This is a genomic window from Saccharothrix sp. HUAS TT1 (assembly GCF_040744945.1).
Classification (GTDB): domain Bacteria; phylum Actinomycetota; class Actinomycetes; order Mycobacteriales; family Pseudonocardiaceae; genus Actinosynnema.
The window spans coordinates 2,914,599-2,939,900 of sequence record NZ_CP160453.1; the positions used below are offsets into that span (position 1 = coordinate 2,914,599).

Annotated in this window: 27 protein-coding genes; 26 read left to right on the forward strand and 1 reads right to left on the reverse strand. The window is 72.5% G+C overall.

What is annotated here, in order from left to right; all coding sequences use genetic code 11:
- The first annotated feature begins 23 nt into the window (after nt 1–23).
- From AB0F89_RS14445 to AB0F89_RS14555, 23 genes are all read left to right on the forward strand, one after another.
- Complete coding sequence (locus AB0F89_RS14445) at nt 24–1,367, forward strand: ammonium transporter (RefSeq protein ID WP_367136362.1); 1,344 nt, start codon at nt 24–26, stop codon at nt 1,365–1,367.
- Complete coding sequence (locus tag AB0F89_RS14450) at nt 1,364–1,702, forward strand: P-II family nitrogen regulator (protein WP_230567690.1); 339 nt, start codon at nt 1,364–1,366, stop codon at nt 1,700–1,702. The genes AB0F89_RS14445 and AB0F89_RS14450 overlap by 4 nt, the downstream gene beginning before the upstream one ends.
- A gap of 29 nt (nt 1,703–1,731) precedes the next feature.
- Complete coding sequence (locus tag AB0F89_RS14455) at nt 1,732–4,101, forward strand: [protein-PII] uridylyltransferase (RefSeq protein WP_367136364.1); 2,370 nt, start codon at nt 1,732–1,734, stop codon at nt 4,099–4,101.
- Between the two features lie 222 nt (nt 4,102–4,323).
- Nucleotides 4,324–4,866 carry an AAA family ATPase gene (locus AB0F89_RS14460; protein ID WP_367136366.1) on the forward strand — a complete coding sequence of 181 codons (543 nt, stop codon included), beginning with the start codon at nt 4,324–4,326 and terminating at the stop codon, nt 4,864–4,866.
- A gap of 55 nt (nt 4,867–4,921) precedes the next feature.
- Complete coding sequence (gene ffh / locus AB0F89_RS14465) at nt 4,922–6,490, forward strand: signal recognition particle protein (RefSeq protein WP_367136367.1); 1,569 nt, start codon at nt 4,922–4,924, stop codon at nt 6,488–6,490.
- Complete coding sequence (locus AB0F89_RS14470) at nt 6,487–7,563, forward strand: amidohydrolase family protein (protein ID WP_367136369.1); 1,077 nt, start codon at nt 6,487–6,489, stop codon at nt 7,561–7,563. The genes ffh and AB0F89_RS14470 overlap by 4 nt, the downstream gene beginning before the upstream one ends.
- Nucleotides 7,564–7,705: 142 nt before the next feature.
- Nucleotides 7,706–8,428: a lysostaphin resistance A-like protein gene (locus tag AB0F89_RS14475; protein ID WP_367136371.1), complete on the forward strand. Its 723-nt coding sequence runs from the start codon at nt 7,706–7,708 to the stop codon at nt 8,426–8,428.
- Between the two features lie 9 nt (nt 8,429–8,437).
- Entirely contained in the window at nt 8,438–9,220 is a 783-nt protein-coding gene (locus tag AB0F89_RS14480; protein ID WP_367136373.1) for a lysostaphin resistance A-like protein, read from the forward strand.
- Nucleotides 9,217–9,984, forward strand: a complete 768-nt coding sequence (locus AB0F89_RS14485) for a LamB/YcsF family protein (protein ID WP_367136374.1) — start codon at nt 9,217–9,219, stop codon at nt 9,982–9,984. Before AB0F89_RS14480 ends, AB0F89_RS14485 begins: the two co-directional genes overlap by 4 nt.
- Nucleotides 9,985–10,137: 153 nt before the next feature.
- Nucleotides 10,138–10,581 (forward strand): 30S ribosomal protein S16, encoded by a 444-nt coding sequence (gene rpsP, locus AB0F89_RS14490; RefSeq protein ID WP_367136376.1) that lies wholly within the window; start codon nt 10,138–10,140, stop codon nt 10,579–10,581.
- Nucleotides 10,578–10,817, forward strand: a complete 240-nt coding sequence (locus AB0F89_RS14495) for an RNA-binding protein (RefSeq protein WP_015104447.1) — start codon at nt 10,578–10,580, stop codon at nt 10,815–10,817. Before rpsP ends, AB0F89_RS14495 begins: the two co-directional genes overlap by 4 nt.
- Nucleotides 10,818–10,825: 8 nt before the next feature.
- Nucleotides 10,826–11,344, forward strand: a complete 519-nt coding sequence (rimM, locus tag AB0F89_RS14500) for a ribosome maturation factor RimM (RefSeq protein WP_367136379.1) — start codon at nt 10,826–10,828, stop codon at nt 11,342–11,344.
- Nucleotides 11,334–12,077 carry a tRNA (guanosine(37)-N1)-methyltransferase TrmD gene (gene trmD / locus AB0F89_RS14505; protein ID WP_367136381.1) on the forward strand — a complete coding sequence of 248 codons (744 nt, stop codon included), beginning with the start codon at nt 11,334–11,336 and terminating at the stop codon, nt 12,075–12,077. Before rimM ends, trmD begins: the two co-directional genes overlap by 11 nt.
- Nucleotides 12,078–12,246: 169 nt before the next feature.
- Nucleotides 12,247–12,606 (forward strand): 50S ribosomal protein L19, encoded by a 360-nt coding sequence (rplS, locus tag AB0F89_RS14510; protein WP_367136383.1) that lies wholly within the window; start codon nt 12,247–12,249, stop codon nt 12,604–12,606.
- A gap of 34 nt (nt 12,607–12,640) precedes the next feature.
- Complete coding sequence (gene lepB / locus AB0F89_RS14515; RefSeq protein ID WP_367136384.1) at nt 12,641–13,543, forward strand: signal peptidase I; 903 nt, start codon at nt 12,641–12,643, stop codon at nt 13,541–13,543.
- Between the two features lie 16 nt (nt 13,544–13,559).
- Nucleotides 13,560–14,462: a signal peptidase I gene (lepB, locus tag AB0F89_RS14520; RefSeq protein WP_367136386.1), complete on the forward strand. Its 903-nt coding sequence runs from the start codon at nt 13,560–13,562 to the stop codon at nt 14,460–14,462.
- A gap of 9 nt (nt 14,463–14,471) precedes the next feature.
- Nucleotides 14,472–15,266, forward strand: coding sequence for a ribonuclease HII (locus tag AB0F89_RS14525; RefSeq protein ID WP_367136388.1), 795 nt, complete (start codon nt 14,472–14,474; stop codon nt 15,264–15,266).
- Nucleotides 15,266–15,589 (forward strand): DUF2469 domain-containing protein, encoded by a 324-nt coding sequence (locus AB0F89_RS14530; protein WP_015104440.1) that lies wholly within the window; start codon nt 15,266–15,268, stop codon nt 15,587–15,589. Before AB0F89_RS14525 ends, AB0F89_RS14530 begins: the two co-directional genes overlap by 1 nt.
- Nucleotides 15,590–15,805: 216 nt before the next feature.
- On the forward strand, nt 15,806–16,159 hold the full coding sequence (locus AB0F89_RS14535) for a YraN family protein (RefSeq protein WP_367136390.1): 354 nt from the start codon (nt 15,806–15,808) through the stop codon (nt 16,157–16,159).
- Nucleotides 16,159–17,670: a YifB family Mg chelatase-like AAA ATPase gene (locus AB0F89_RS14540; RefSeq protein WP_367136392.1), complete on the forward strand. Its 1,512-nt coding sequence runs from the start codon at nt 16,159–16,161 to the stop codon at nt 17,668–17,670. Before AB0F89_RS14535 ends, AB0F89_RS14540 begins: the two co-directional genes overlap by 1 nt.
- Before the next feature lie 220 nt (nt 17,671–17,890).
- Nucleotides 17,891–19,039, forward strand: a complete 1,149-nt coding sequence (dprA, locus tag AB0F89_RS14545) for a DNA-processing protein DprA (RefSeq protein ID WP_367136394.1) — start codon at nt 17,891–17,893, stop codon at nt 19,037–19,039.
- Between the two features lie 33 nt (nt 19,040–19,072).
- Nucleotides 19,073–20,050 carry a tyrosine recombinase XerC gene (locus tag AB0F89_RS14550; protein ID WP_367136396.1) on the forward strand — a complete coding sequence of 326 codons (978 nt, stop codon included), beginning with the start codon at nt 19,073–19,075 and terminating at the stop codon, nt 20,048–20,050.
- On the forward strand, nt 20,025–21,029 hold the full coding sequence (locus AB0F89_RS14555; protein WP_367136398.1) for a FliA/WhiG family RNA polymerase sigma factor: 1,005 nt from the start codon (nt 20,025–20,027) through the stop codon (nt 21,027–21,029). Before AB0F89_RS14550 ends, AB0F89_RS14555 begins: the two co-directional genes overlap by 26 nt.
- Before the next feature lie 694 nt (nt 21,030–21,723).
- Here AB0F89_RS14555 and AB0F89_RS14560 read toward each other — a convergent pair.
- On the reverse strand, nt 21,724–22,269 hold the full coding sequence (locus AB0F89_RS14560) for a M23 family metallopeptidase (protein ID WP_367136400.1): 546 nt from the start codon (nt 22,267–22,269) through the stop codon (nt 21,724–21,726).
- Nucleotides 22,270–22,614: 345 nt separating this feature from the next.
- Between AB0F89_RS14560 and rpsB the strand changes: the two genes are divergently transcribed.
- The 3 genes from rpsB to pyrH all read left to right on the forward strand — a co-directional run bounded on the left by rpsB (nt 22,615) and on the right by pyrH (nt 25,269).
- Nucleotides 22,615–23,472, forward strand: a complete 858-nt coding sequence (gene rpsB, locus AB0F89_RS14565; protein ID WP_367136402.1) for a 30S ribosomal protein S2 — start codon at nt 22,615–22,617, stop codon at nt 23,470–23,472.
- A gap of 128 nt (nt 23,473–23,600) precedes the next feature.
- Nucleotides 23,601–24,416: a translation elongation factor Ts gene (tsf, locus tag AB0F89_RS14570; protein WP_367136404.1), complete on the forward strand. Its 816-nt coding sequence runs from the start codon at nt 23,601–23,603 to the stop codon at nt 24,414–24,416.
- 142 nt (nt 24,417–24,558) lie between these two features.
- Nucleotides 24,559–25,269 carry a UMP kinase gene (pyrH, locus tag AB0F89_RS14575; protein ID WP_141984185.1) on the forward strand — a complete coding sequence of 237 codons (711 nt, stop codon included), beginning with the start codon at nt 24,559–24,561 and terminating at the stop codon, nt 25,267–25,269.
- Nucleotides 25,270–25,302 lie beyond the last annotated feature (33 nt).

The window sequence follows — 25,302 nt, forward strand, 5'->3', positions numbered from 1 at the left end:
ACCGACGTGCAGTGGAGGTCGACGTGGATACAGGGGACACCGCCTGGGTGCTCACCAGTGCCGCACTGGTGCTGTTGATGACGCCGGGACTTGCCTTCTTCTACGGGGGCATGGTCCGGTCGAAGAGTGTGCTCAACATGATGATGATGAGCCTGGGCGCGATCGCCGTGGTCGGTGTGCTCTGGGTGCTGGTCGGCTACTCCACGGCGTTCGGCTCGGACGTCGGCGGTGGCCTGCTCGGCAAGCCCTTCGAGTTCTTCGGCCTGGACGGCCTGCTGGGCAAGGAGTCGGCGTTCGGGACCATCCCGACCACCGTCTTCGTCGCCTTCCAGGCCATGTTCGCCATCATCACGGTGGCGCTGATCTCGGGCGCGATCGCCGACCGCGCCCGCTTCGGGCCGTGGCTGCTGTTCGCCGCCGTGTGGTCGCTGGTCGTGTACTTCCCGGTCGCGCACTGGGTGTTCGACTTCGACGGCAAGGACGCCGACGGCAACGTCGTCGACCCGGGCGGCTGGATCGCCAACAAGCTGATGGCCATCGACTTCGCGGGCGGCACGGCGGTCCACATCAACGCGGGCGCCGCGGGCCTCGCGCTGGCGCTCGTCCTCGGCAAGCGCGTCGGCTGGCCGAAGGACCGGATGAAGCCGCACAGCCTGCCGCTGGTCGTGCTCGGCGCCGGCCTGCTGTGGTTCGGCTGGTTCGGCTTCAACGCGGGCTCCGCCGTCGCCGCGAACGGCACCGCCGGCGTCACCTTCGTCAACACCCTGGTCGCCACCTGCGCCGCGGTGCTCGGCTGGCTGCTCGTGGAGCGCGTCCGCGACGGCAACGCCACCACGCTGGGCGCCGCGTCCGGCATCGTCGCGGGCCTGGTCGCCATCACCCCGGCCTGCTCGTCGGTCACCCCGCTCGGCGCCATCGCGATCGGCGCGATCACCGGCGCGCTGTGCGCCCTGGCGGTCAGCCTGAAGTACCGCTTCGGCTTCGACGACTCGCTCGACGTGGTCGGCGTGCACCTCGTCGGCGGTCTGTCCGGCACGATCCTGATCGGCTTCTTCGCCAGCGCGGACGCCCCGGCGGGCATCGACGGCCTCTTCTACGGCGGCGGCGTCGACCAGCTGTGGCGGCAGGCCGTCGGCGCGATCGCCGTGCTCGCCTACTCGTTCGTGCTGAGCCTGGTCATCGGCTACCTGGTCAAGGTCACCGTCGGCTTCCGGCTCGACGCCGAAGCCGAGGTCGCCGGGATCGACGAGGCCGAGCACGCCGAGACGGCGTACGAGTTCGGCGGCGGCATCGGCGCCCGCGGCGGCAGCAAGCCCAGTGTCGCCGCCGGCGCCACTGCGGTCCTCGAGGGGAGCAACAAGTCATGAAGCTGGTCACCGCGATCATCAAGCCCTTCACGCTGGACGACGTGAAGGCGTCCCTGGAGCAGCTGGGCGTGCTGGGCATGACGGTCAGCGAAGTCCAGGGGTACGGCAGGCAGAAGGGCCACACCGAGGTCTACCGGGGCGCCGAGTACGCCGTGGACTTCGTGCCCAAGCTGCGCATCGAGGTGCTGGTGGACGACACCGCCGTGGAGAAGGTCCTCGACGCCGTAGTGGAGGCCGCGCGCACCGGCAAGATCGGCGACGGGAAGGTCTGGGTGACGCCGGTCGACACGGTGATCCGGGTCCGCACCGGCGAGCGCGGCTCGGATGCCCTGTAGGGGTCCGCGGTAGGACGGGGGACGGCCGGATGGAGAACGCCGAGACGGCCGTCGTCACGGCTGACGACCTGGTGCGAGCACGTGATCGGCTGCTCGCGCCGGGTCGTCGTCGGCTGACGGGGGAGTCGCTGCGCGAGGCGCTGGTGGACCTGCACGAGTTCTGGCTCACCGCGCACGCCTCGCAGGCGGGTGTCGGCGGACCGGGCAGCGGGGTCGCGCTGGTCGCCGTGGGGGGTCTGGGCAGGCGCGAGCTGGTGCCCTACTCCGACCTCGACCTGCTCCTGGTGCACAACGGGCACAAGGGCGTCGACGGGATCGCCGAGAAGCTGTGGTACCCGCTGTGGAACTCCGGCATCGGCCTCGACCACTCGGTGCGCACGGTCGGCGAGGCGCTGCGCGTGGCCGGGAGCGACCTGCGCACCGCGTTGGGGCTGCTGGACATCCGCCACCTCGCGGGCGACGAGGAGATCGGCCGGCGGCTGGCGGGCAGCGCGCGGCAGGCGTGGCGCGCCGGGGTGCGCACCCGGCTGGACGAGATGGCCGAGTCGGCGTCGCGGCGCTGGGCGCGCAGCGGCGAGGTCGCGCACCGGGTCGAACCGGACCTCAAGCACGGCCGGGGCGGGCTGCGGGACGTGACGCTGCTGGACGCGTTGAGCGCGGCGCAGCTGACCGACCGGCCGTCCGCCGAGGTCGACGAGGCGCGCAAGCTGCTGCTGGACGTGCGGACCGAGCTGCGCCGGGTGGCGGGCAAGCCGCGCGACGTGCTCCGCGCGCAGGACGGCGACGAGGTCGCCACCGCGCTGGGGCTGCCGGACCGCTTCACGCTGGCCCGCTCGATGTCGTCGGCCGCGCGCACGATCGTCTACGCGGTGGACGTGGCCATGCGCACGGCGCGGGCGGCGGTGCCCAAGCGCGGGCTGGGCGTGTTCGCGAGGTCGCCGCTGCGGCGCGCGCCGGCCAGGCGCCCGCTGGACGAGGGCGTGGTGCTGCACGGCAGCGAGGTGGCGCTGGCCCGTGACGCCACGCCCGGCCGCGACCCGGCCCTGCTGCTGCGGGTGGCCACGTCCGCCGCGCGCGGCAAGCACCCGATCGCCGCGGGCACGCTGGCCGAGCTGGCCGACTCCGCCCCCGAGCTGCGCCAACCGTGGCCGCGCGAGGCGCGGGAGGAGCTGCTGGCCCTGCTCGGCGCCGGCGCCGGCCTGATCGACGTGGTCGAGGCGCTGGACCGCACCGGCCTGTGGGGCAGGCTGTTCCCCGAGTGGGGCGCGGTGCGCGACCTGCCGCCGCGCGACGCCGCGCACACGTGGACCGTCGACCGGCACCTGGTGCAGGCCACCGCGCACGCGGCCCGCCTGGTGACCAGGGTGTCCCGGCCGGACCTGCTGCTGCTCGGCGCGCTGGTGCACGACATCGGCAAGGGCAGGCCGGCCGACCACTCCGAGGTCGGCGCGGCGATCACCACCCGGATCGGCGAACGGCTCGGCCTGTGGCCGCAGGACGTGGCCACGCTCACCGCCCTGGTCCGCCACCACCTCCTGCTGCCTCACACGGCGACCCGGCGCGACGTGGAGGACGAGGCCACCGTGCGCCGCGTGGTGGACACCCTCGGCGGCGACCCGGTGCTGCTCGAACTCCTCCACGCGCTCGCCGAGGCCGACGCCGTGGCGACCGGGCCCGGCGTGTGGTCGGACTGGAAGGCGTCGCTGATCAGCGACCTGGTCGCGCGCTGCCGCACGGCGATGGCGGGCGACCCGCTGCCGGAGCCGGAGCCGCTGGACCCGCGCCGGCAGGACCTCGCGCGGGCCGTGCTGGCCGGCGGCAAGCCGGACGTGCTGATCGACCCGGCCGACCACACCGCCACCGTGACGGTGGTCGCGCCCGACCGGCCGGGCCTGCTGTCCAGGGCCGCCGGCGTGCTCGCGCTCAACTCCCTCGAAGTGCACTCCGCCACCCTCCGGTCGCACGAGGTCCCCTCCCTCGGGGCTGCGGCGGTCGACGCGTTCACCGTGTCGCCGAGGTTCGGTTCCCTGCCGGACGTGGCGCTGCTGCGCGAACAGCTCACCAGGGCCCTGGACGGCTCCCTCCCGCTGGCCGACAAGCTGGCCGCCAAGGAGCGCGACTACGGCGGTCCGCCGCAGGACCCGCCGCCGCCGAGGGTGCTGTGGTTCGACGACGAGTCGACCGGCGCGGTGGTGCTGGAGCTGCGCGCGGCCGACCGGATCGGCCTGCTGCACCGCGTGGCGGACGCGCTGGAGCGGTCCGGTGTGGACGTCGTGTGGGCCCGCGTGTCCACTTTGGGCTCCACGGTGGTCGACTCGTTCGCCGTCACCGTGCCCGACGGCGTCACCGCCGAGCACCGCCGCCGGATCGAGCGGGCGGTGCTGTCGGCCGCGCGGTGACCCCCGGCCGGGTTGCGTAGGTCTACGCACAACCGACCACGGGTGCTTGCGCTCCCGGCCCACCCCGTCGCGGGGCAAGCTTCAAGCCGTGGCACGGGGTCCCCGCGGGGGGCGGGGACCGGCGCCACCCGGGTGATCGGGGGCGGCCCATCGAGGGGTTGGGCCGCCCCCGATCACGCCGGAACTCGTCGGCGTCCGAAACGTCTCCTTAGTATGGATGCGATGACCGCTGTCGCCGTGAGGCCGCGCTCGCTGGTCGTGCTGGCCGGACTGCCGGGAGCGGGTAAGTCGACGCTGCTCGCCGCCGCCGACACCGGTGGCGCCCCCGCCGTGGTGCTGGACTCCGACCAGGTGCGGACCAGGCTGCGCGCGCTCTTCCCGAAGTCCGTCCCGTACCGCCTCTACCGCCCGCTGGTGCACTTCGTGCACCGCTCCCGCATCCTCTGGTCCGCCGTCACCGCGCCCGGCCTGCTGCTGGTGCACGAGCCGTCCACCCGACCGACCACCCGCGCCGGCCTGGTCGCCGTCGGCGTGCTGACCAACCGGCCGCGGCACTTCCTGTGGCTGGACGCGAGCCCGGAGGAGGCGCTGTCCGGCCAGGTCACCCGGGGCAGGCTGATCCGCTCCCGGTCGTTCGCCCGGCACGTCCGCCGGGCGGCCCGCCTGCGCGGCCGGTTCGCCGAGGGCGTGCCACCGCGCGGCTGGCAGGGCCTGACCCTGCTGACCCGCCGCGACCACCTGCGGCTGTCCGTGGCGGAAGCGTGAGCGGCTACCCTGGGTGGCAGGAACTTACCGACGACGTGCGAGGTCTGGCGGCACCGTGTTCAACACCCTTTCCGACCGACTCACCTCGGTCCTGCAGAACCTGCGGGGCAAGGGCCGGCTGTCCGAGGCCGACATCGACGCGACCGCGCGCGAGATCCGGGTCGCGCTGCTGGAGGCCGACGTCGCGCTGCCCGTGGTGCGCACGTTCATCGCGAAGGTCAAGGAGCGCGCCAAGGGCTCCGAGGTCAGCCAGGCGCTGAACCCGGCCCAGCAGGTCGTCAAGATCGTCAACGAGGAGCTGGTCGGCATCCTCGGCGGGGAGACCCGCAGGCTCAACCTGGCCAAGAACCCGCCGAGCGTGATCATGCTCGCCGGCCTCCAGGGCGCGGGCAAGACGACCCTGGCCGGCAAGCTCGCCAAGTGGCTCAAGGGCCAGGGCCACACCCCGATGCTGGTCGCCTGCGACCTCCAGCGCCCCAACGCGGTGACCCAGCTCCAGGTCGTCGGCGAGCGCGCGGGCGTGCCGGTGTTCGCGCCGGAGCCCGGCAACGGCGTCGGCGACCCGGTCGACGTGGCCCGCAGGGGCATCGAGGAGGCCAAGCGGGCGCAGCACGACATCGTGCTGGTCGACACCGCGGGCCGCCTCGGCGTCGACGAGGAGATGATGCGCCAGGCCGTCGACATCCGCGCCGCCGTGCAGCCCGACGAAGTGCTGTTCGTGGTCGACGCGATGATCGGCCAGGACGCGGTGAACACCGCGACCGCGTTCCGCGACGGCGTCGGCTTCACCGGCGTGGTGCTCACCAAGCTCGACGGCGACGCCCGCGGTGGCGCGGCGCTGAGCGTCCGCGAGGTCACCGGCCAGCCGATCCTGTTCGCCTCGAACGGCGAGAAGCTGGAGGACTTCGACGTCTTCCACCCGGACCGGATGGCGAGCCGGATCCTGGGCATGGGCGACGTGCTCACCCTGATCGAGCAGGCCGAGCAGGCGTTCGACGCCGAGCAGGCCGAGGCCGCCGCGGTCAAGATGGGGTCCGGCCAGCTCACGCTGGAGGACTTCCTGGAGCAGATGCTCGCGCTGCGCAAGATGGGCCCGATCGCGAACCTGCTCGGCATGCTGCCCGGCGCGGGCCAGATGAAGGACCAGCTGGCCAACCTGGACGAGAAGCACCTCGACCGGGTGCAGGCGATCATCCGCGGCATGACCCCGGCCGAGCGGGACGACCCGAAGATCATCAACGCGTCCCGCCGGCTGCGCATCGCCAACGGCTCCGGCGTCCGGGTCAGCGATGTGAACGACCTGGTCAACCGCTTCTTCGACGCGCGCAAGATGATGAGCCAGATGGCCGGCCGGTTCGGCCTGCCCGGCGGTGGCGGCGGCAAGAGCAACCGCAAGGGCAAGGGGAAGAAGGGCAAGAAGGGCAAGGGTCGCGGCCCCACGCCGCCGAAGGTGCGCGGCGGGTTCCCCGGCATGCCCGGCATGCTGCCGCCGGGGATGGGGGGCATGCCCGGGATGCCGGGGATGCCCGGCCAGGGCGGGCGCGAGCTGCCGCCGGGCCTGGGCGGCTTCGACCAGCTGCCGCCCGGCTTCGACCCGTCGAAGCTGAAGTTCGACGACAAGTGACCGGCCTGCACCTGCGGGGCGTGGTGCTGCCCGAGGGCGGCGAGCCGCGCGACCTCTGGGTGGTCAACGGCCGGATCCGCACCCGGGAGGTGCCGGGCGCGACCACCGTCAGCACCGGCGGCTACCTGCTGCCCGGCCTGGTGGACGCGCACTGCCACGTCGGCCTCGGCGCGAAGGGCGCGGTCGACCTGCCCGAGGCGGTCGACCAGGCGCTGGCCGACCGCCGGGCGGGGGCGCTGCTCATCCGGGACTGCGGCTCGCCGCTGGACACCCGGCCGCTGCAGGAGCGGCTGGACCTGCCCCGGATCATCCGCGCGGGCAGGCACCTGGCCCGGCCCAAGCGGTACATCAAGTACCTGGGCGTGGAGGTCGAGGACCCGGCCGACCTGCCGGCCGCGGTCGCCGAGCAGGTCGCGGCGGGCGACGGCTGGGTCAAGCTGGTCGGCGACTGGATCGACCGGGGCACCGGCGACCTCGCGCCGCTGTGGTCCCGGGACGTGCTCACCGAGGCGATCAAGGTCGCGCACGAGGGCGGGGCCAGGGTCACCGCGCACGTGTTCGGCGAGGAGGCGCTGCCCGACCTGCTCGACGCGGGCATCGACTGCGTCGAGCACGGCACCGGCCTGACCGACGACACCATCGCGCAGATGGCGCGCAACGGCACCGCCCTGGTGCCGACGTTGATCAACATCGAGAACTTCCCGGCCATCGCGGCGGGCGCGGACAAGTACCCGACCTACCAGGGCCACATGAGGGACCTGTACGCGCGCAACACCGCGACCATCGCCAAGGCGGTGGAGGCGGGCGTGCCGGTGTTCGCGGGCACGGACGCGGGCGGCGGCATCGAGCACGGCCGGATCGTGGACGAGGTCAAGGCGCTGCACCGGGTCGGCCTCACCCCGACCCAGGCCCTCGGCGCGGCCTCGTGGGCCGCCCGCGAGTGGCTGGGCTTCCCGTCGCTGGCGGAGGGCGCGGCGGCCGACGTCGTGGTCTACGACAGCGACCCGCGCGAGGACCTGGAGGCGTTGCGCCACCCCGCGCTGGTCGTGCTGCGCGGCCGGATCCACGCCTGAGCGGCGCCGGCGGGAGGAAATCCGCCCTCCGCCGGCGCGGCGGGAATCCTTCCGCCACCCGAAGTGCGCCCTGCGGCCGTCAGGGTGATCTTGAACGACCTCGGGCAGCACACCGCCCCCGCGGACCACTACGTTCGGACGAGTGGAGGAACAGCGGGACCGGGACGCCGACCGGGACACCGGCCGGGCGCACTGGGGCTTCCTCGCGTTCTTCGCCGGCCTCGGCGGCTACCACCTCGCGATCTTGGTCTTCACCGCCGCGACGGCCGACCGCTTCGCCGAGGTCGACATCACCGACCCGCCGGTCCTCGGCCCGCTCCTGCTGCTGGTCTTCCTGCCCAACGTCCTGCTCGGCCTCGGCCCGGTCGTCGTCTCCTGGTGGCGCGGCGCCGGTCCCCGCCGGGACTTCGGCCTGGTGCCCACCGCGCGCGACCTGAAGGTCGGCCTGGCCGCGGGCGGCGCGGCGCTGCTGGCCGCGTGGCTGCTGGGCGCGCTGCTGCTGCGGATCAACCCGGACCGGTCCGGGTCGCTGGACGAGATCGGGGCGCTGTCCGGCGGTCGCACGGTCTGGCTGGCCGCCGCGGCGCTGTTCGTGTTCCTCGGCGCGCCGCTGACCGAGGAAATCCTCACGAGGGGCGCGCTGTGGCAGGCGCTGGCCCACTACAACGTCCCCAGGCTCGCGGTGCTCGCCCTCACCGCCCTCGTCTTCGCGTTCCTGCACGAGGAGAGCTGGCGGGTGCTCAGCCTGTTCGCCCAGGGGCTCGCCATCGGCGCGGCCCGCATGATCACCGGCCGGGTGGCCGGGAGCGTCGTCGCCCACGCGACGAACAACCTGCTGCCCGCCGTCTACCTGTACCTCGGCTGACTAGGGTGGATGGCTGTGACACGACAGGATGAGCCGCCGCCGGGACTGATCGCCAGCGTCCGCGCGGTCGGGCGGGAGCCGGAGGCGGTGCCCGCCGGCCAGCGGTGGGGTTTCGGCGCGTTCCTGCTCGTGGAAGCGGTCTTCGTCCTGAGCGCGGTGTTCATCACCGCCGTGGCCCGCACGACCGGCACGGACATCGGCTCCTCGGTGGGCTTCATCCTGATCGGCTCGATGGTGCCGACGGTCCTGGCCGCGACGGTCGCGGTGGTCATCACCTGCGTGCGCGGCAACGGGCCGTTCCAGGACCTGCGGCTGGCCTGGGACTGGGCGGACGTCAAGGTCGGCCTCAAGCTGGGCGCGCTCGGCCTGGTGCTCACCTACGTGGCCGCGCTGATCTGGTCCAGGGTGGTGGGCGACAAGAACGCCACCTCGGCCATCGGCGAGCTGGTCGACGGCGCGGGGCTGCCCCTGGCCGCCGCCGTCGCGATGTTCCTCTACGTGTGCTTCCTCGGCCCGGTGTGCGAGGAGGTCATCTACCGCGGCCTGCTGTGGGGCGCGATCGAGCGGCAGCGGTGGAGCCGGTGGGCGGCGTTCGTGCTCACCACGCTGATCTTCGCCGCCAGCCACCTCGAACCGCTGCGGACGTCGCTGCTCATCGTCATCGCGCTGCCCATCGGCATCGCCCGCCTCATCACCCGCAGGCTCACCGCGAGCGTGGTCGCGCACGTGATCAACAACTTCCTGCCCGGCCTGACCCTCCTGCTCGTCTCGGTGGGGGTGATGCCGGCGTGACCGGCGGCCCGATCGACCTCAACAGCGACCTCGGCGAGGGCTTCGGCATCTGGCGGCTGGGCGACGACGAAGCCCTGCTCGACATCGTCACCAGCGCGAACGTGGCCTGCGGCTTCCACGCGGGCGACCCGTCGACCATGCGCCGGGTGTGCGGCCAGGCGGCGGGCGCGGGCGTGGCCGTCGGCGCCCAGGTCTCCTACCGCGACCTGGCGGGCTTCGGCCGCCGGTTCATCGACGCCGACCCGGCCGAGCTGGCCGACGAGGTGCTGTACCAGATCGGCGCGCTGGACGCGTGCGCGCGGGCGGCCGGCACCAGGGTCGACTACGTGAAGCCGCACGGCGCGCTCTACAACGCCACCGTCCACCACGACCGCCAGGCGCGGGCCGTGGTGGACGGCGTCAGGGCGTTCGGCGACCTGCCCGTGCTCGGGCTGCCCGGCTCCCGCCTGCTGCACCACGCCGAGCGGGCGGGCCTGCGCCCGGTGCGCGAGGCGTTCGCCGACCGGGCGTACACCCCGGAGGCCACGCTGGTGCCGCGCACCCAGCCCGACGCCGTCCTGACCGGCACCGACGCCGTCCTCGCACAGGTCATCGGGCTGGCCGAGCGCGGTGAGCTGACGGCCGTCGACGGCTCCGTGCTCCGGGTCGAGGTCGACTCGATCTGCCTGCACGGCGACACCCCGGGCGCCGTCGAGCACGCGAGGGAGATCCGGGCCGCCCTCGGCGCCGCCGGCGTCCCGGTGGCCCGATTCGTGCCGCGGTGACACCGTCTGGCAGAATGGTTGGTTGTTCGCCGAGGTCGGTCCCTCTCACCGTGCCATGGCGCCCCAGACACCTGGGCTTTCACCACCCGTGCCCCACTCGGGTGACGACTGCCCGCACCTGAGCACACGAGAGCACGAGGAGCACCCACACCCGTGGCCGTCAAGATCAAGCTTCAGCGGCTTGGCAAGATCCGTCAGCCGTACTACCGGATCGTCGTCGCCGATGCCCGCACCCGCCGCAACGGCAAGGCCATCGAGACGATCGGCAAGTACCACCCGAAGGAAGAGCCGTCGTTCATCGCGGTGGACAGCGACCGCGCGCAGTACTGGCTGGGCGTCGGCGCGCAGCCGACCGAGTCGGTGCAGCGCCTGCTGGAGATCACCGGTGACTGGCAGAAGTTCAAGGGCCTGCCGGGCGCCGAGGGCACGCTGAAGGTCAAGGAGCCGAAGACGAGCAAGGCGGAGCTGTTCGCCGCCGCGCTGGCCGCCGCGGGCGACGCCCCGACGACCGAGGCGACGACGCCGAAGAAGAAGGCCGCGAAGAAGGACGACGCGGCGAAGGCCGAGTCCGCCCCGGCTGCCAAGGACGAGGCGTGAGCTTGTTGGCTGACGCCCTCGAACACCTCGTTCGGGGCATCGTCGACCACCCGGACGACGTCCGGGTGAACCTGGTCACGACCCGGCGCGGTCGCACGCTGGAGGTGCACGTCCACCCGGACGACCTCGGCAAGGTGATCGGCCGCAGCGGCCGCACCGCGACCGCCCTGCGCACCGTGATGGCCGGCATCGGTGGTCGTGGCGTGCGCGTCGACGTGGTCGACACCGACCGCTGAGCGCGCACATGGACGTCGTCGTGGGCCGCGTGGCCAAGGCGCACGGGATCAGCGGAGAGCTGGCCGTCGACGTGCGCACGGACTCACCGGAGACCCGGTTCGCCAAGGGCTCGGTGCTGGCCGCCAAGCTGCGTGACGGCACGTCCCGCAACCTCACCGTCGCAGCCGCCCGGAACCACTCCGGGCGGCTGCTGGTGCGTTTCGAGGAGGTGCTGACCCGCGATGTCGCCGAGACGCTGCGCGGCACGCTGCTGCTGGGCAGCACCGAGGACCTGCCGCCGACCGGCGACCCGGACGAGTTCTACGACCACGAGCTGGAGGGGCTGACGGCCGAGCTGGCCGATGGCACCAGGGTCGGGACCGTGCTGGAGGTCGTGCACGGGCTCGGCGGCGAGCTGCTGGTCGTCAAGCGCGAGAACGGGGACCAGGCCCTGGTGCCGTTCGTGCGCGAGATCGTGCCCACGGTGGACATCGCGGGCAAGCGCGTGGTGCTGGACCCCCCCGAGGGCCTGCTCGATGCGGATTGACGTCGTCACGATCTTCCCGGAGTACCTGGACCCGCTGCGCGCCGCCCTGCTGGGCAAGGCGATCGACAAGGGCCTGATCAGCGTCGGCGTGCACGACCTGCGGGACTGGACGCACGACGTGCACAAGGCCGTGGACGACAGCCCGTACGGCGGCGGTCCCGGCATGGTGATGAAGCCCCAGGTCTGGGGCGACGCGCTGGACGCGGTCTGCACGCCCGCCACCCGGCTGGTCGTGCCGACGCCCGCCGGTCGCCCGTTCACCCAGGAGCTGGCCCACGACCTGGCAGCCGAGGAGCACCTGGTGTTCGCCTGCGGCCGGTACGAGGGCATCGACCAGCGGGTGGTGGACGACGCGTCCCGCCGGCTGCGGGTGGACGAGGTCTCCCTCGGCGACTACGTGCTGGTCGGCGGCGAGGTGGCGGTGCTGGTGGTGGTCGAGGCCGTCGTGCGGCTGCTGCCCGGCGTGCTGGGCAACCCGAAGTCGGCCGCCGAGGACTCGTTCTCCGACGGCCTGCTGGAGGGCCCCAGCTACACCCGCCCCGAGGTGTGGCGGGAGCTGGCCGTGCCGGAGGTCCTGCGCTCGGGCAACCACCGGCTGATCGACCGCTGGCGGCGCGACCAGTCGCTGCGCCGCACCGTCGAACGCCGCCCCGACCTGCTGGCCGCCCTGCCCGAGGGCGCGCTCGACAAGCACGACCGCAAGCTGCTCGACGAGCTGGGCGTGGAGCGGTAGCCAGGGGCGATTTCGCCCCGCCGCCCCTCGTCTGGCACACTGGACAGGTTGCTGCACCCGGTTCTACTCATCCGGCGTGCGCCAGGCCCGCCCCCGCGCGTGTGTGACTTGAGCCAGACCGCGCCCCGGGGGAGTACGCAATACACGTGAGGACGAGGACGGACCACCGATGAACACCCTGGACGCTCTTGACGCCCAGTCGCTGCGCTCCGACATCCCCAGCTTCCGGCCGGGCGACACGCTGAAGGTCCACGTCCGGGTCATCGAGGGCTCCCGCGAGCGGGTCCAGGTGTTCCAGGGCGTCGTGATCCGCCGCCAGGGTGGCGGCATCCGCGAGACCTTCACCGTCCGCAAGGTCTCCTTCGGCGTCGGCGTCGAGCGCACCTTCCCGGTGCACTCCCCGAACATCTCCGAGATCGAGGTCGCCTCCCGCGGTGACGTCCGCCGGGCGAAGCTGTACTACCTCCGCGACCTGCGCGGCAAGGCCGCCAAGATCAAGGAGAAGCGCGAGGCCAAGCCGGCCTCCTGACGCCGGGCTCACGCGGAAGCGCTAGCCTGCCCAAGTGGCAGAACCCGTGCACCGCTCCGCTGACGAAGACGGTCAGGATCCCGCGGCCGAGTCCACTCCGGACTCGGCTGCGGGCGGCAAGGCGAAGAAGGACAAGAAGAAGCCCCCGCTGTGGCGCGAGCTGCTGGTGCTCGGTGCGACGGCGCTGGTCCTGACGGTCCTGATCCAGACGTTCCTCGCGCGGGTGTACGTGATCCCGTCGCAGTCGATGGAGCAGACCCTGCACGGCTGCCCGGGGTGCAACAACGACCGGGTGCTGGTCGACAAGCTGGTCTACGACTTCACCGACATCGAACCGGGCGAGGTCGTGGTCTTCCGCGGCCCCGACGCCTGGGGCAACAACGACTTCACCGCCGACCGCTCGGACAACCCGGTCGTGGCGGGCATCCAGTCGGTCGCCTCGCTGATCGGCCTCGCCCCGCCGGACGAGCGCGACTTCGTCAAGCGGGTCATCGCCGTCGGCGGGCAGACCGTCGAGTGCTGCGACGACCAGCACCGGGTGAAGGTCGACGGCAAGCCGCTGGACGAGCCGTACATCTACTGGCAGCCCGGCACGTCGCCGGAGAACCACGACCCGTTCGAGCCGGTCGAGGTGCCCGAGGGCCAGCTCTGGGTGATGGGTGACAACCGGACGAACTCCACCGACTCCCGCAAGCAGGGCGGCGGCGGCCTGGCGGGCGTCGTGCCGGAGGAGAACGTCATCGGCAAGGCCAGGGTCATCGTGCTGCCGCCGTCGCGCTGGCAGGGCATCGGCGACCACAACCCGCAGGCGGTCGCCCTGGGCGCGCCCGCGTGGCAGGGCGCCATCCCCGCAGGTGTCGGGCTCGCCGCGGCGTGGCCGCTGCTGTTCTTCAGCCGCAAGCTCCGCAAGCGGTTGACCAGGGCCTCACAGAGCTGATCGGTACGCTGATCGAGTGGTGGACGTCGCATCGTCGCCCGGGTCCTCCGACGAGGGTGACCCGGAGCACGAGGAGAAGGTCGAGCAGTGGCGTGCCCGTGCGCGCAAGAAGGCCAAGCGCAAGGGCTCGTTCTGGAAAGAGCTGCCGATCCTGATCGGCGTGGCCGTGGTGCTCGCGGTGCTGATCCAGTCGTTCCTGGCGAAGGTCTACATGATCCCGTCGGAGTCGATGGAGCAGACGCTGCACGGGTGCTCCGACGGCTGCTTCGGCGACCGGGTGCTGGTCGACAAGCTGACCTACGACTTCAGCGAGCCCGAGCCCGGTGACGTGGTCGTCTTCCACGGCCCGGACAGCTGGATCAACCAGGACTTCGTGACCGCCGAGCCGACCAACCCGTTCACCCGGGCGGTGCGGGGCGTCGGCTCGCTGCTCGGCTTCCCGGCGGCGAACGAGGAGGACTTCGTCAAGCGGGTCATCGCGGTCGGCGGGCAGACCGTGAAGTGCTGCGACGACCGCAACCGGGTGGTGGTGGACGGCAAGGCGCTGGACGAGCCGTACGTGTACTGGGCGCCGGGGCGCAGCACCGTGCAGGAGTCGTTCGCCGAGCTGAAGGTCCCCGAGGGCTACCTGTTCGTGCTGGGTGACAACCGCAACGACTCGTGCGACTCGCGGTGCCAGGGCAACGGCGGCGAGGGCGGCCTGGTGCCGGTGGACAACGTGGTCGGCAAGGCGCGGTTGATCGTGCTGCCGCCCGCCCGCTGGCAGGGCGTCGGCGACCACGACCCGCAGGCCGTCGCCATCGGTGCTCCTGCGTGGCAGGACGCCCTGCCCGCCGGTGTCGGCGTCGCGGCGGCGTGGCCGGTGCTGCTGCTCGGCAGGCGGGTGAGGGCGCGGTTCCGCCGTTCGCGGCTGGGATAGTGTCTAGGGGTGATCCGCAAGCCGCCCCGAGCCCAGGTTCGGCAGACCGCGGGCATCTGGGCCTTCGAAGCCGCCCTGAGCAGGCGCGGGCTCGGTCCGGTGGCCGGCGTGGACGAGGCCGGTCGCGGCGCCTGCGCCGGGCCGCTGGTGGTGGCGTCGTGCGTGCTCAAGGCCGGTGACGCGGCGAAGTTCGACGGGCTGACCGACTCGAAGCTGCTGACCGCCGCGGCGCGGGACCGGATGTTCGACGTGGTGCTCAAGCGCGCGCTCGACTACGCGGTGGTCGTGATCCCGAGCGCCGAGGTCGACCTGATCGGCGTGCACGTGGCGAACATCGAGGGGATGCGGCGCGCTGTCGCCCGACTGGGTGCACATCCGGGGTACGTGCTGACCGACGGCTTCCCGGTGCCGGGGCTCACCGCGCCGAACATGCCGGTGGTCAAGGGCGACCGGGTGGCGGCGTGCGTCGCGGCGGCGTCGGTGCTGGCCAAGGTCACCCGGGACCGGATCATGGCGGAGCTGCACGACGAGCTGCCGGTCTACGGGTTCGACGTGCACAAGGGTTACAGCACCCCCGAGCACGCGGCGGCGCTGGTGGAGCACGGCCCGAGTGCGCAACACCGCTGGTCGTATGCGAACGTGACGGCCGCGGCGCTCCGGCACGGGCTGGAACCGCCGCACCGGGTGGCGCGTGGCGTGGCAGCCGCCGCCGTGGTCCAGAATGGGACAACCCCGCAGACCAGCGGTGGCAGGCTCGCGACGAGGAGGGGCGCGGATTCGATGATTACCCGCGCGGAGGCGTAATGAGTGCAGAGGATCTCGAGAAGTACGAGACCGAGATGGAGTTGTCGCTGTACAAGGAGTACCGCGACATCGTCAGCCAGTTCTCGTTCGTCGTGGAGACCGAGCGGCGGTTCTACCTGGCCAACTCGGTGGACGTGCAGGTCCGCAACGCGGACGGCGAGGTCTACTTCGAGGTGCGGATGTCCGACGCGTGGGTGTGGGACATGTACCGCCCCGCCCGGTTCGTGAAGAACGTCCGCGTGATCACCTTCAAGGACGTCAACGTCGAGGAGCTGGACAAGCCCGACCTCAGGCTGCCCGAGGACGGTCCGTTCAACTCCTGACCCACGCAAAGTCGCAGGGGCTCGCCCGAAGGGGCGGGCCCCTTTGCGTCTTCCGGTCCCTTCGAGACCTCTCGCCCCACTACCACATCCGACCGACAACTCCGCCCGCTCTGTCCACAGGCCGTTGACCTGTCCACAGTTCGCGAACCGCCGCTCGTCACCCCGCGCCGACCCCGGCAAGGTCGGGTTCGAGACCGGATCCGAAGGGGTGGGGCCATGAGCACGGCGACGGAAGTGGGCAGGCGCGGCGAGGACGCGGCGTGCCGGTACCTGGAGCACCAGGGGCTGTCGATCCTGGCGCGCAACTGGCGGTGCGACGACGGCGAGCTGGACGTCGTGGCGACCGACGGCGTGCGGCTGGTGGTGGTCGAGGTGAAGTGCCGTTCGGGCACGTCCCGGGGCACGCCGCTGGAGGCGGTGACGCCGGACAAGCTCGACCGGGTGCGCAAGTCGGCCCTGCGCTGGCTCGGCGCGCACCGGATCGGCCGGGTCGAGGTCCGCTACGACGTCATCGCGATCGAGTGGCCGCCCGCCGGCCGGGTCCGCCTGCACCACCTGCGGGGTGTGTGATGGCGCTCGCGCGGACGTGGTCGGTGGCGCTGTTCGGCGTGGACGGCGTCCCGGTGGAGATCGAGGCCGACGTGGGCGTCGGCACGGTGCGGACCCAGCTGCTCGGCCTGCCCGACGCGGCCCTGCACGAGTCGAAGGACCGGGTGAGGGCGGCGGTCCGCAACAGCGGGCACGAGTGGCCGTCCCAGCGGGTGACCCTGGGCCTGTCACCGGCCACGCTGCCGAAGAACGGGTCGGGCTACGACCTGGCCATCGCCTGCGCGGTCCTGGCCGCCGCCCGGGCCATCCCCGGCGAGCGCCTGGCCGGGGCCGTGCTGCTGGGCGAGCTGGCCCTGGACGGTCGCGTGCGCACCGTCCGCGGCGTGCTGCCCGCGCTGCTGGCGGCCCGGCGCGCGGGCCTGACCGAGGCGGTCGTCCCGGTGTCCGTGCTGCCGGAGGCGGCCCTGGTGGCCGGCATGACCATCCACGGCGCCGCCACCCTGCTGGACGTCCTGGCGTGGCTGTCCGGCGAGGGCGCCCTCGTGACGGCCGCCCCGCCCCCGATCACGCCGCCACCGGACGGCCCGGACCTGGCGGACGTCGTGGGCCAGCCGGAGGCCAGGTGGGCGCTGGAGGTGGCCGCGGCGGGCGGTCACCACATCCTGCTCACCGGCCCGCCGGGCACGGGCAAGACCATGCTGGCGCAACGCCTGGCCGGCCTGCTCCCGCCCCTGTCCGCGGACGAGGCGCTGGGCGTCACGGCGGTGCACTCGGTCGCCGGCCTGCTCAGCCCGGAGTCACCGCTGGTCTCGACCCCGCCGTTCGTCTCCCTGCACCACTCCACGTCCACCGCGGCCCTGGTCGGCGGCGGCACCGGCATGGCCAAGCCGGGCGCGATGAGCCGTGCCCACAGGGGCGTCCTGTTCCTGGACGAGGCCCGCGAGTTCGGCGCGTCGAAGCTGGAGGCGCTGCGCACGGCGTTGGAGGAGGGCGAGGTGCGCCTGGCGAGGCGGGACGGCATCGCCCGCTACCCGGCCAGGTTCCAGCTGGTGATGGCCACCAACCCGTGCCCGTGCGCACCGCCGAAGGACATCGACTGCGCCTGCCTGCCCGCGGCCCGGAGGCGCTACCAGAGCAAGCTCTCCGGCCCGCTGCTCGACCGGGTGGACCTGCGGGTCGTGATGCGCCCGCTGACCGCCATGAGCCGCGAGTTCACCGCCGACCCCGAACCGACCGCCGCCGTCCGCGAACGCGTCCTCAAGGCCCGGACGAGGGCGTCGGAACGCTGGTCCGAGCACGGCTGGTCCACCAACGCCGAGGTCCCCGGCCCCGCCCTGCGCAAGGACTACGCCCTGCCCCGCGAGACCACCTCGATCCTGGACCGCGCCCTCTCCCGCGGCGCCCTGACCGGCCGCGGCTCCGACCGGTGCCTCCGCGTCGCCTGGACCCTCGCCGACCTGGCGGAGGTCGACCGACCAACCCCCGACCACGTGGCCGCCGCCCTGGAGTTCCGAGAGCGCAGGAAACCATGACCACCCACCCGCCGCGAAGCACCCGCACCACGACCGCCACCATCCCTGTGCCCGTGCAGCCTGGCAATTCCGCGCCCGCGCCACCCGGCAAACCCAGGCCCACCTCCACCTCCGCACTCATGCCATCCAGCCATCTCGCGTCCATGACCGGGCCGGGCACCAGAGCCTGCTGCGGGCTCGGCAGGCGGTCGGCGGTGGGCGGGGAGTGGTGGAGGTGGTCGTGACCACCGACGAGATCCGGCTGGCCCGCGCCTACCTCTCCCGGGTGGCCGAGCCGCCTGCCCCGGCGCTCGTGCGGTTCGTCGCGGAAGTCGGCCCGGTCCGGGCGGCCGAGCTGGTGCGCGCGGGCGAGGTGCCCTCCGGCGTCGACAGCCAGACCTCCGCGCGCCGGTCGGTGAACCGGGCCGAACAGGACCTGGAGGCCGTCGCCGAAGTGGGCGGCCGGCTGCTGATCCCCGAGGACGACGAGTGGCCCCGGTGGCCGTTCAACGCCCTGGCCATCGCCGCCGCCAACGGGTTGCGGTGCGGGTTGGAGCCGTTGGCCCTGTGGGTCCGGGGTGACGCCGACCTCGCCGCCGTCACCGAGCGCGCGGTCGCGGTGGTGGGCAGCCGGGCCGCCTCCGGCTACGGGCAGCACGTCGCGGGGGAGTTCGGGTTCGGGTTGGCCGAGGCCGGTGTCACGGTGGTGTCGGGCGCGGCCTACGGCATCGACGGCGCGGCTCACCGCGGTGCGATCGCGGCCGGCGGGTCGACGGTCGCGGTGCTCGCCTGCGGGGTCGACGTGGCTTACCCGGCCGGTCACCGCGCCCTGCTGGAGCGCATCCCGAGCCACGGCCTGCTGGTGAGCGAGTACCCGCCGACGCACACGCCCGCACGCCACCGGTTCCTGACCCGCAACCGGCTCATCGCGGCCCTCGCCGAGGGGACGGTGGTGGTCGAGGCCGGTCAGCGCAGCGGCGCGAAGAACACGGCGGCGTCGACGGCGGCGCTCGGGCGGGTGCTCATGGCGGTGCCGGGTCCCATCACGTCGGTCAGCTCGTCGGGCTGCCACGAACTGCTCCGCTCGGGCGCGGCACTGCCGGTGACCAGCGTCGCCGAGGTCATCGAGTCCACCGGGCGGCTCGGGGTCGACCTCGTCGAGGCCAACCGGAACACCGAGACCGGGCCGCCGCAGGGCGACGCGATGCGGGTCCTCGAAGCCCTCGGCCTGACGTTCGGCCACAGCCCGGAAGCCGTCTCCGTCGAGTCCGGCGTGGAGCTGCCGCGGGTGCGCGGTTTGCTGCCCCAACTGGAACTGGCCGGTCTCGCCGAGCGGTCCGAAAGCGGTTGGAAGCGTTCCCAGAAAGGGAGTTGGCGTGGCGATACTTGACCAAGAGCGCTTGAGGGCGGAGCGTCAGGGGCTATGTCCCCGCCGCCGCCCGCTCGGACACGTCGCGTGGACCTCGTGCGCCTGCGCCGCGGTCTGCCCGGCGACGTGGCGACGGCCCTGGAGCGCTACGAGCGCCACCTCGCGATGGAACGCGGTCTCTCGCCGCACACCGTCCGGGCCTACCTCGGCGACGTGGTCGCCCTGCTGGTCCACTTAGCCGGGGGCTCGCCCGGGAACGCCACCGTGGAAGCGGTCGACCTGCCGGGGCTGCGGTCCTGGCTGGCCTCGCAGCACGCCACCGGCGCGAGCCGCACGACGATGGCCCGACGTGCCGCGTCCGCCCGCGCGTTCACCGCCTGGGCCACCCGCAACGACCTGCTGGCCGCCGACCCGGGCCTGCGGCTCACCGCACCCAGACCCCACCGGACCCTGCCCGCGGTGCTGCGGCCGGAGCAGGCCGCCGCGGCCATGGAAGCTGCCGGAGTAGGTGCGGAACAGGGCGATCCGGTTGCGCTGCGTGACCAAGCCGTGGTGGAGTTGCTGTACTCAACAGGTGTCCGGGTCGCCGAGTTGTGCGGTCTCGACCTCGACGACGTGGACTACTCCCAAAGGGTGATTCGGGTTCTGGGCAAGGGCAGTCGCGAACGTACCGTGCCGTTCGGCGTTCCGGCCGAACGGGCTGTACGGCGCTGGGTGGAACACGGCCGATCCGCCCTGGTCAACGACCGCTCGCAACGCGCGCTCCTGCTCGGCGCGCGCGGCGGCCGGCTCGATCCGCGTACCGCCAGGCGGGTCGTCCACGATGTAGTGGGTGCGGTACCCGAGGCCACTGACACGGGCCCGCACGGCCTGCGCCACTCGGCGGCCACGCACCTGTTGGAAGGGGGAGCGGACCTGCGCACCGTCCAAGAGCTTCTTGGTCACGCTACGCTCGCAACGACTCAGCTCTACACACACGTCACCGTCGAACGGCTGAAGGCGATCCATGACCGAACCCACCCCCGCTCCTGACGTCGCAGGGGGAGGTTCGCGGACCGCAACCGTGACCTCTCCTTCCGCCGCGCACGTCGGGACCTCGTCGGCGGCGCGCACCCCGGCTGGGACGAACGGTCACCGCGTCGACCACGAGCCGGAGCACACCAACGGTCACGCCGTGCCCGCCGCCGTCGCCGCCGGTCGGCCCGCGCACGCGGCCTCCGAGTCGCGCACCGCCGATGACGTGGAAGCCGGGATCATCGCGCTCTGGCACACCTACGGCGAGTCGCGGAAGCAGGGCCTGCGCGACCGCCTGGTGCTCCACTACGCGCCGCTGGTGAAGTACGTCGCGGGCCGGGTCGGCACGGGTCTGCCCGCGCACGTCGACGTGGCCGACCTGATCCAGTCGGGCATCTTCGGCCTGGTCGACGCGATCGAGAAGTTCGAGCCGGAGCGCGGCCTGAAGTTCGAGACCTACGCGATGCAGCGCATCCGCGGCGCGATCCTCGACGACCTGCGCTCCCAGGACTGGGTCCCCCGCTCCGTCCGCAGCCGCGCCCGTGACGTCGAGCGTGCCTTGGAACGCCTCGGTGGACGTCTCCAACGCACCCCGACCGACCGCGAACTGGCCGCCGAGCTGAAGATCGGCCTGGGTGAGCTGCGCGAGCTGTACGCCCAGCTCCAGCTGACCAGCGTGGTGGCACTGGACGAACTGATCGCCGCCGGCCGCAACACCGGCGGCGCCGGCTCCTCCCTGGCCGAGTCCCTGCCCGACGAGGGCGCCGAGGACCCCATCGCCACCCTGGTCGACCAGGACAGCCGCCGCCAGCTGGCCGACGCGATCGCCCAGCTCGCCGAGCGGGACCGGGTCGTGGTCACGCTGTACTACTTCGAGAACCTGACGCTGGCCGAGATCGGCAAGGTCCTGGGCGTCACGGAATCCCGCGTGTGCCAGCTCCACACCCGAGCGGTGTTGCGCCTGCGCACCAAGCTGAACGAGCAACTTGAGGCTTGACTCCCGCGCTGCCCCCCCGCCCCCGCTGAACCAACCGCACCACCGCACCAACCACGACAAGAACCGCCAGACCTGCGGCGATACCCGGACCGCGAAGCCAACCCGCGAAGCCGAACGCGCCACGCTCGGCCCGCGATGCTGAGTCCGCGAAGTCGGCTCAGTGCCGGCGGTCACGCGATGTCAGCTGGCGAAGCCCGGCGCGCGATGCCCGGCGCGCGATGTGGCTGAGGTGCCCGGTCTGTATGTCGAGCCCGTGAGGTCGACCCGTGATGGCTGGCCGCGCTGACCGGCCGGCGAAGCTCGGCGCGCAAGTCGGAAGCGCGATGCGGCTGCGGTGGTCGGCCGGTGATGCCGAGCCCGCGAGGTCTGTCGAGTGATGGCCGGCCGCGAAGCCAGACCTGTGATCCCCGGCGCGTGAAGTCCAGCGCAGAATCGGGTGCGTGATGCGGCTGAGGTGCCTGGTCTGTGATGTCGAGTTCACGAGGTCGGCCCTGTGATCGCCGGCCGTGCTGGTCGGTCCGCGAAGTTGAGGTGGCGGTCGGGCAGTGGCGGTCGGGCAGTGGTGGTCGGGCAGTGGTGGTTGGGTGGCGCTCGGCGGCGGTGAACCCGGTGAGCGGGGTTGGGGTTGGTGCGGTCGGGTTGCCGGGCCGTGGGCGTCGTGGGCTGTGGGTGCTGTGGTGGGAGGGTGCGCGAGTCAGGTGTTCGTCCGCCTCGGCAGGAGGCGGACGTGGCCGTTGGTCAGCAGGTGCAGGGGGTCGATGTACTCCCGCGACCTCGGCGGAGTGGTCCGGATCGCGCCCCAGTGCAGGCACGCCTCCGTCGGGCAGCCATCGTGGCCTTCCCGCAGGGTGCCGATCTGCTCGCCCCGGCGCACCGCCTGACCCGGCCGCACGCCCGCCACGACCGGCTCGTAGGTGGTTCGCAGGCCGCCGGCGTGCAGCAGTGACACCACCGGTCGATCGGCCACCGGGCCCGCGTGCAGCACCACCGCGTCGGCGGCGGCCAGGATCGGGGTGCCCGGGGTGGCGGCCAGGTCGATGCCGCGGTGGCCCGCCGTGTAGGCGGTCGCCGGTGGGGTGAAGGTGCGGACCACCTGGTGCGGTGGGGCGAGCGGCCAGGTGAAGCGAGTGGGGCGGCCGGGGGTGGAGACATGGGAGGCGTGGGCGCTGGGTGGGGTCAGCGGTAGCCCCAGGAGGGTTGTCAAGGCCAGGACCAGCAGCGTTCGCATCGTGGGAGTCATGGGTCCAGCGTCCTGCGGCGCACCGGGGGCTACCAGTGGCTTCTCCGGGACTGTGGACAACTCGTCGGGCTGTGGACAACTCCAGGGCCGGTTCGTTGTTCCGCCTCCACCGGGCGTACACTCGGTCCGCGGCCCGTGTGTTTGCGGGACGACTTCGCGTGCCACTGCAGACCCTCCGCGCCAACGGCGGGTCACGGTGTTCGGCGGTCCCGAGGCGACGAGCCCCGGGTTCGGACGTCGGCAGGGGCGCCAGGGCGGTGGTCCGACCCGGTCCGCCGCGACCAACCGGTAACGCGCGCCGGCCCAGGGCCAGGCGCGCCTGAACGAAGAGGTGCGAACCCGGCCATGGCCGTCGTCACCATGAAGCAGCTGCTCGACAGCGGCGTGCACTTCGGGCACCAGACCCGTCGCTGGAACCCGAAGATGAAGCGCTACATCTTCACCGAGCGCAACGGCATCTACATCATCGACCTGCAGCAGACGCTGACCTACATCGACCGGGCTTACGAGTTCGTCAAGGAAACGGTCGCGCACGGCGGGTCGATCCTGTTCATCGGCACCAAGAAGCAGGCGCAGGAGGCCATCGCCAACGAGGCCCTGCGCGTCGGCATGCCCTTCGTGAACCAGCGCTGGCTGGGCGGCATGCTCACCAACTTCTCCACGGTGCACAAGCGCCTCCAGCGGCTCAAGGAGCTGGAGTCGATGGAGCAGACCGGCGGTTTCCAGGGTTTCACCAAGAAGGAAATCCTGATGATGAACCGCGAGAAGGACAAGCTGGAGCGCACGCTCGGCGGTATCCGCGACATGTCCAAGGTGCCCAGCGCCGTGTGGATCGTGGACACCAAGAAGGAGCACATCGCCGTCGGCGAGGCGCGCAAGCTGAACATCCCGATCGTGGCGATCCTCGACACGAACTGCGACCCGGACGAGGTCGACTACCCGATCCCGGGCAACGACGACGCGATCCGGTCCGCCGCGCTGCTGACCAAGGTGGTGGCCGAGGCCGCCGCCGCCGGTCTGATGGCGCGCTCCGGCGCCCGCACCAAGGCCGCCGACGGCGCGGACAAGCCCGAGCCGGGCACCGACGAGCCGCTGGCCGAGTGGGAGCAGGAGCTGCTGGTCGGCGCCGAGGTGACCGAGGCCCCGGCCGAGGCCCCCGCCGCCACCCCGGCGGCCGAGGGCACCGAGACCGTCCAGTCCTGACCCGTGCCCGCACGCCGCGCCCGCCCTCGGCGGTGGGCGCGGCGTGCGCACGAGCACCAGCACCCAGCGCGTAATTCCGTCGGCGGCGAAGCCGACGAACAGACCGCAGAAGGAACGGAAATCGCACGATGGCGAACTACACCGCCGCTGACGTGAAGCGCCTCCGCGAGCTGACCGCCGCAGGCATGATGGACTGCAAGAAGGCGCTCGAGGAAGCCGACGGCGACTTCGACAAGGCGGTCGAGATCCTGCGCATCAAGGGTGCGAAGGACGTCGGCAAGCGCGCCGAGCGCACGACCTCCAACGGCCTGGTCGTGGCCGAGGACGGCGTGATGATCGAGCTGCGCTGCGAGACGGACTTCGTCGCCAAGAACGCCGACTTCCAGGAGCTGGCCTCCCGGATCGTCGCGGTCGCCAAGGCCTCCCGCCCGGCGGACGTCGACGCGCTGAAGGCCGCCGACCTCGACGGCAAGGCCGTCGACGCGGTCGTCCAGGAGTTCTCCGCCAAGATCGGCGAGAAGCTGGAGCTGGCCAAGGTCGCCGTCTTCGACGGCGCCGTGACCACCTACCTGCACCGCCGCGCCGCCGACCTGCCGCCCGCCGTCGGCGTGGTGGTCGAGTTCACCGGTGAGAACGAGGACGCCGCCCGCGGCGCCGCGATGCAGATCGCCGCGATGCGCCCGACCTACCTCACCCGCGACGAGGTCCCCGCGGACGTGGTGGCCAACGAGCGTCGCATCGCCGAGGAGACCGCTCGCGAGGAGGGCAAGCCGGAAGCGGCGCTGTCCAAGATCGTCGAGGGTCGCGTGAACGGCTTCTTCAAGGACGTCGTGCTCCTGGAGCAGGCTTCCGTGACGGAGTCGAAGAAGACCGTCAAGGCCGTGCTGGACGAGGCCGGGATCACCGTGTCCCGCTTCGCCCGGTTCGAGGTCGGCCAGGCCTGATTCGCGTGAGGGCGGGGTTGCGCGCAGACGTCGCGACCCCGCCCTTGCCGTGTCCAGAGGAGCACCTGTGAGCGCAGAGGTAGACCACCCGAAAGCGGATCACGCCGACGACGAGCCACCGCTCAACGGCTACCGCCGGGTGATGCTCAAGCTGGGCGGCGAGATGTTCGGCGGTGGCGGCGTCGGTGTCGACCCCGACGTCGTGCAGACCGTCTCCCGCCAGATCGCCGCGGTCGTCCGGACCGGCGTGCAGGTCGCGGTCGTGATCGGCGGCGGCAACTTCTTCCGCGGCGCCGAGCTGCAGCAACGCGGCATGGACCGCAGCCGCGCCGACTACATGGGCATGCTCGGCACCGTGATGAACTGCCTCGCCCTGCAGGACTTCCTGGAGCGCGAGCACGGCATCGAGACCCGGGTCCAGACCGCCATCACGATGGGCCAGATCGCCGAGTCCTACATCCCCCGCCGGGCCATGCGGCACCTGGACAAGGGCCGCGTGGTGATCTTCGGCGGCGGCGCCGGCATGCCGTACTTCTCCACCGACACGACGGCCGCGCAGCGCGCGCTGGAGATCGGTTGCGAGGTCGTGCTGATGGCCAAGGCCGTCGACGGCGTCTACACCGCCGACCCGAAGATCGACCCGGACGCGCTGATGTTCGACAACATCACCCACCGGGAAGTGCTCGAACGCGGCCTGAACGTCGCCGACGCGACCGCGTTCAGCCTGTGCATGGACAACAACATGCCGATCATGGTCTTCAACCTGCTCACCGAGGGGAACATCGCGCGAGCCGTGCGCGGTGAGAAGATCGGCACGCTGGTGAGCACCCCCGGTGGTCGCCCGTCCTTCTAGACCTGCTGGGATTCGAGCCGAACCGCGCACACC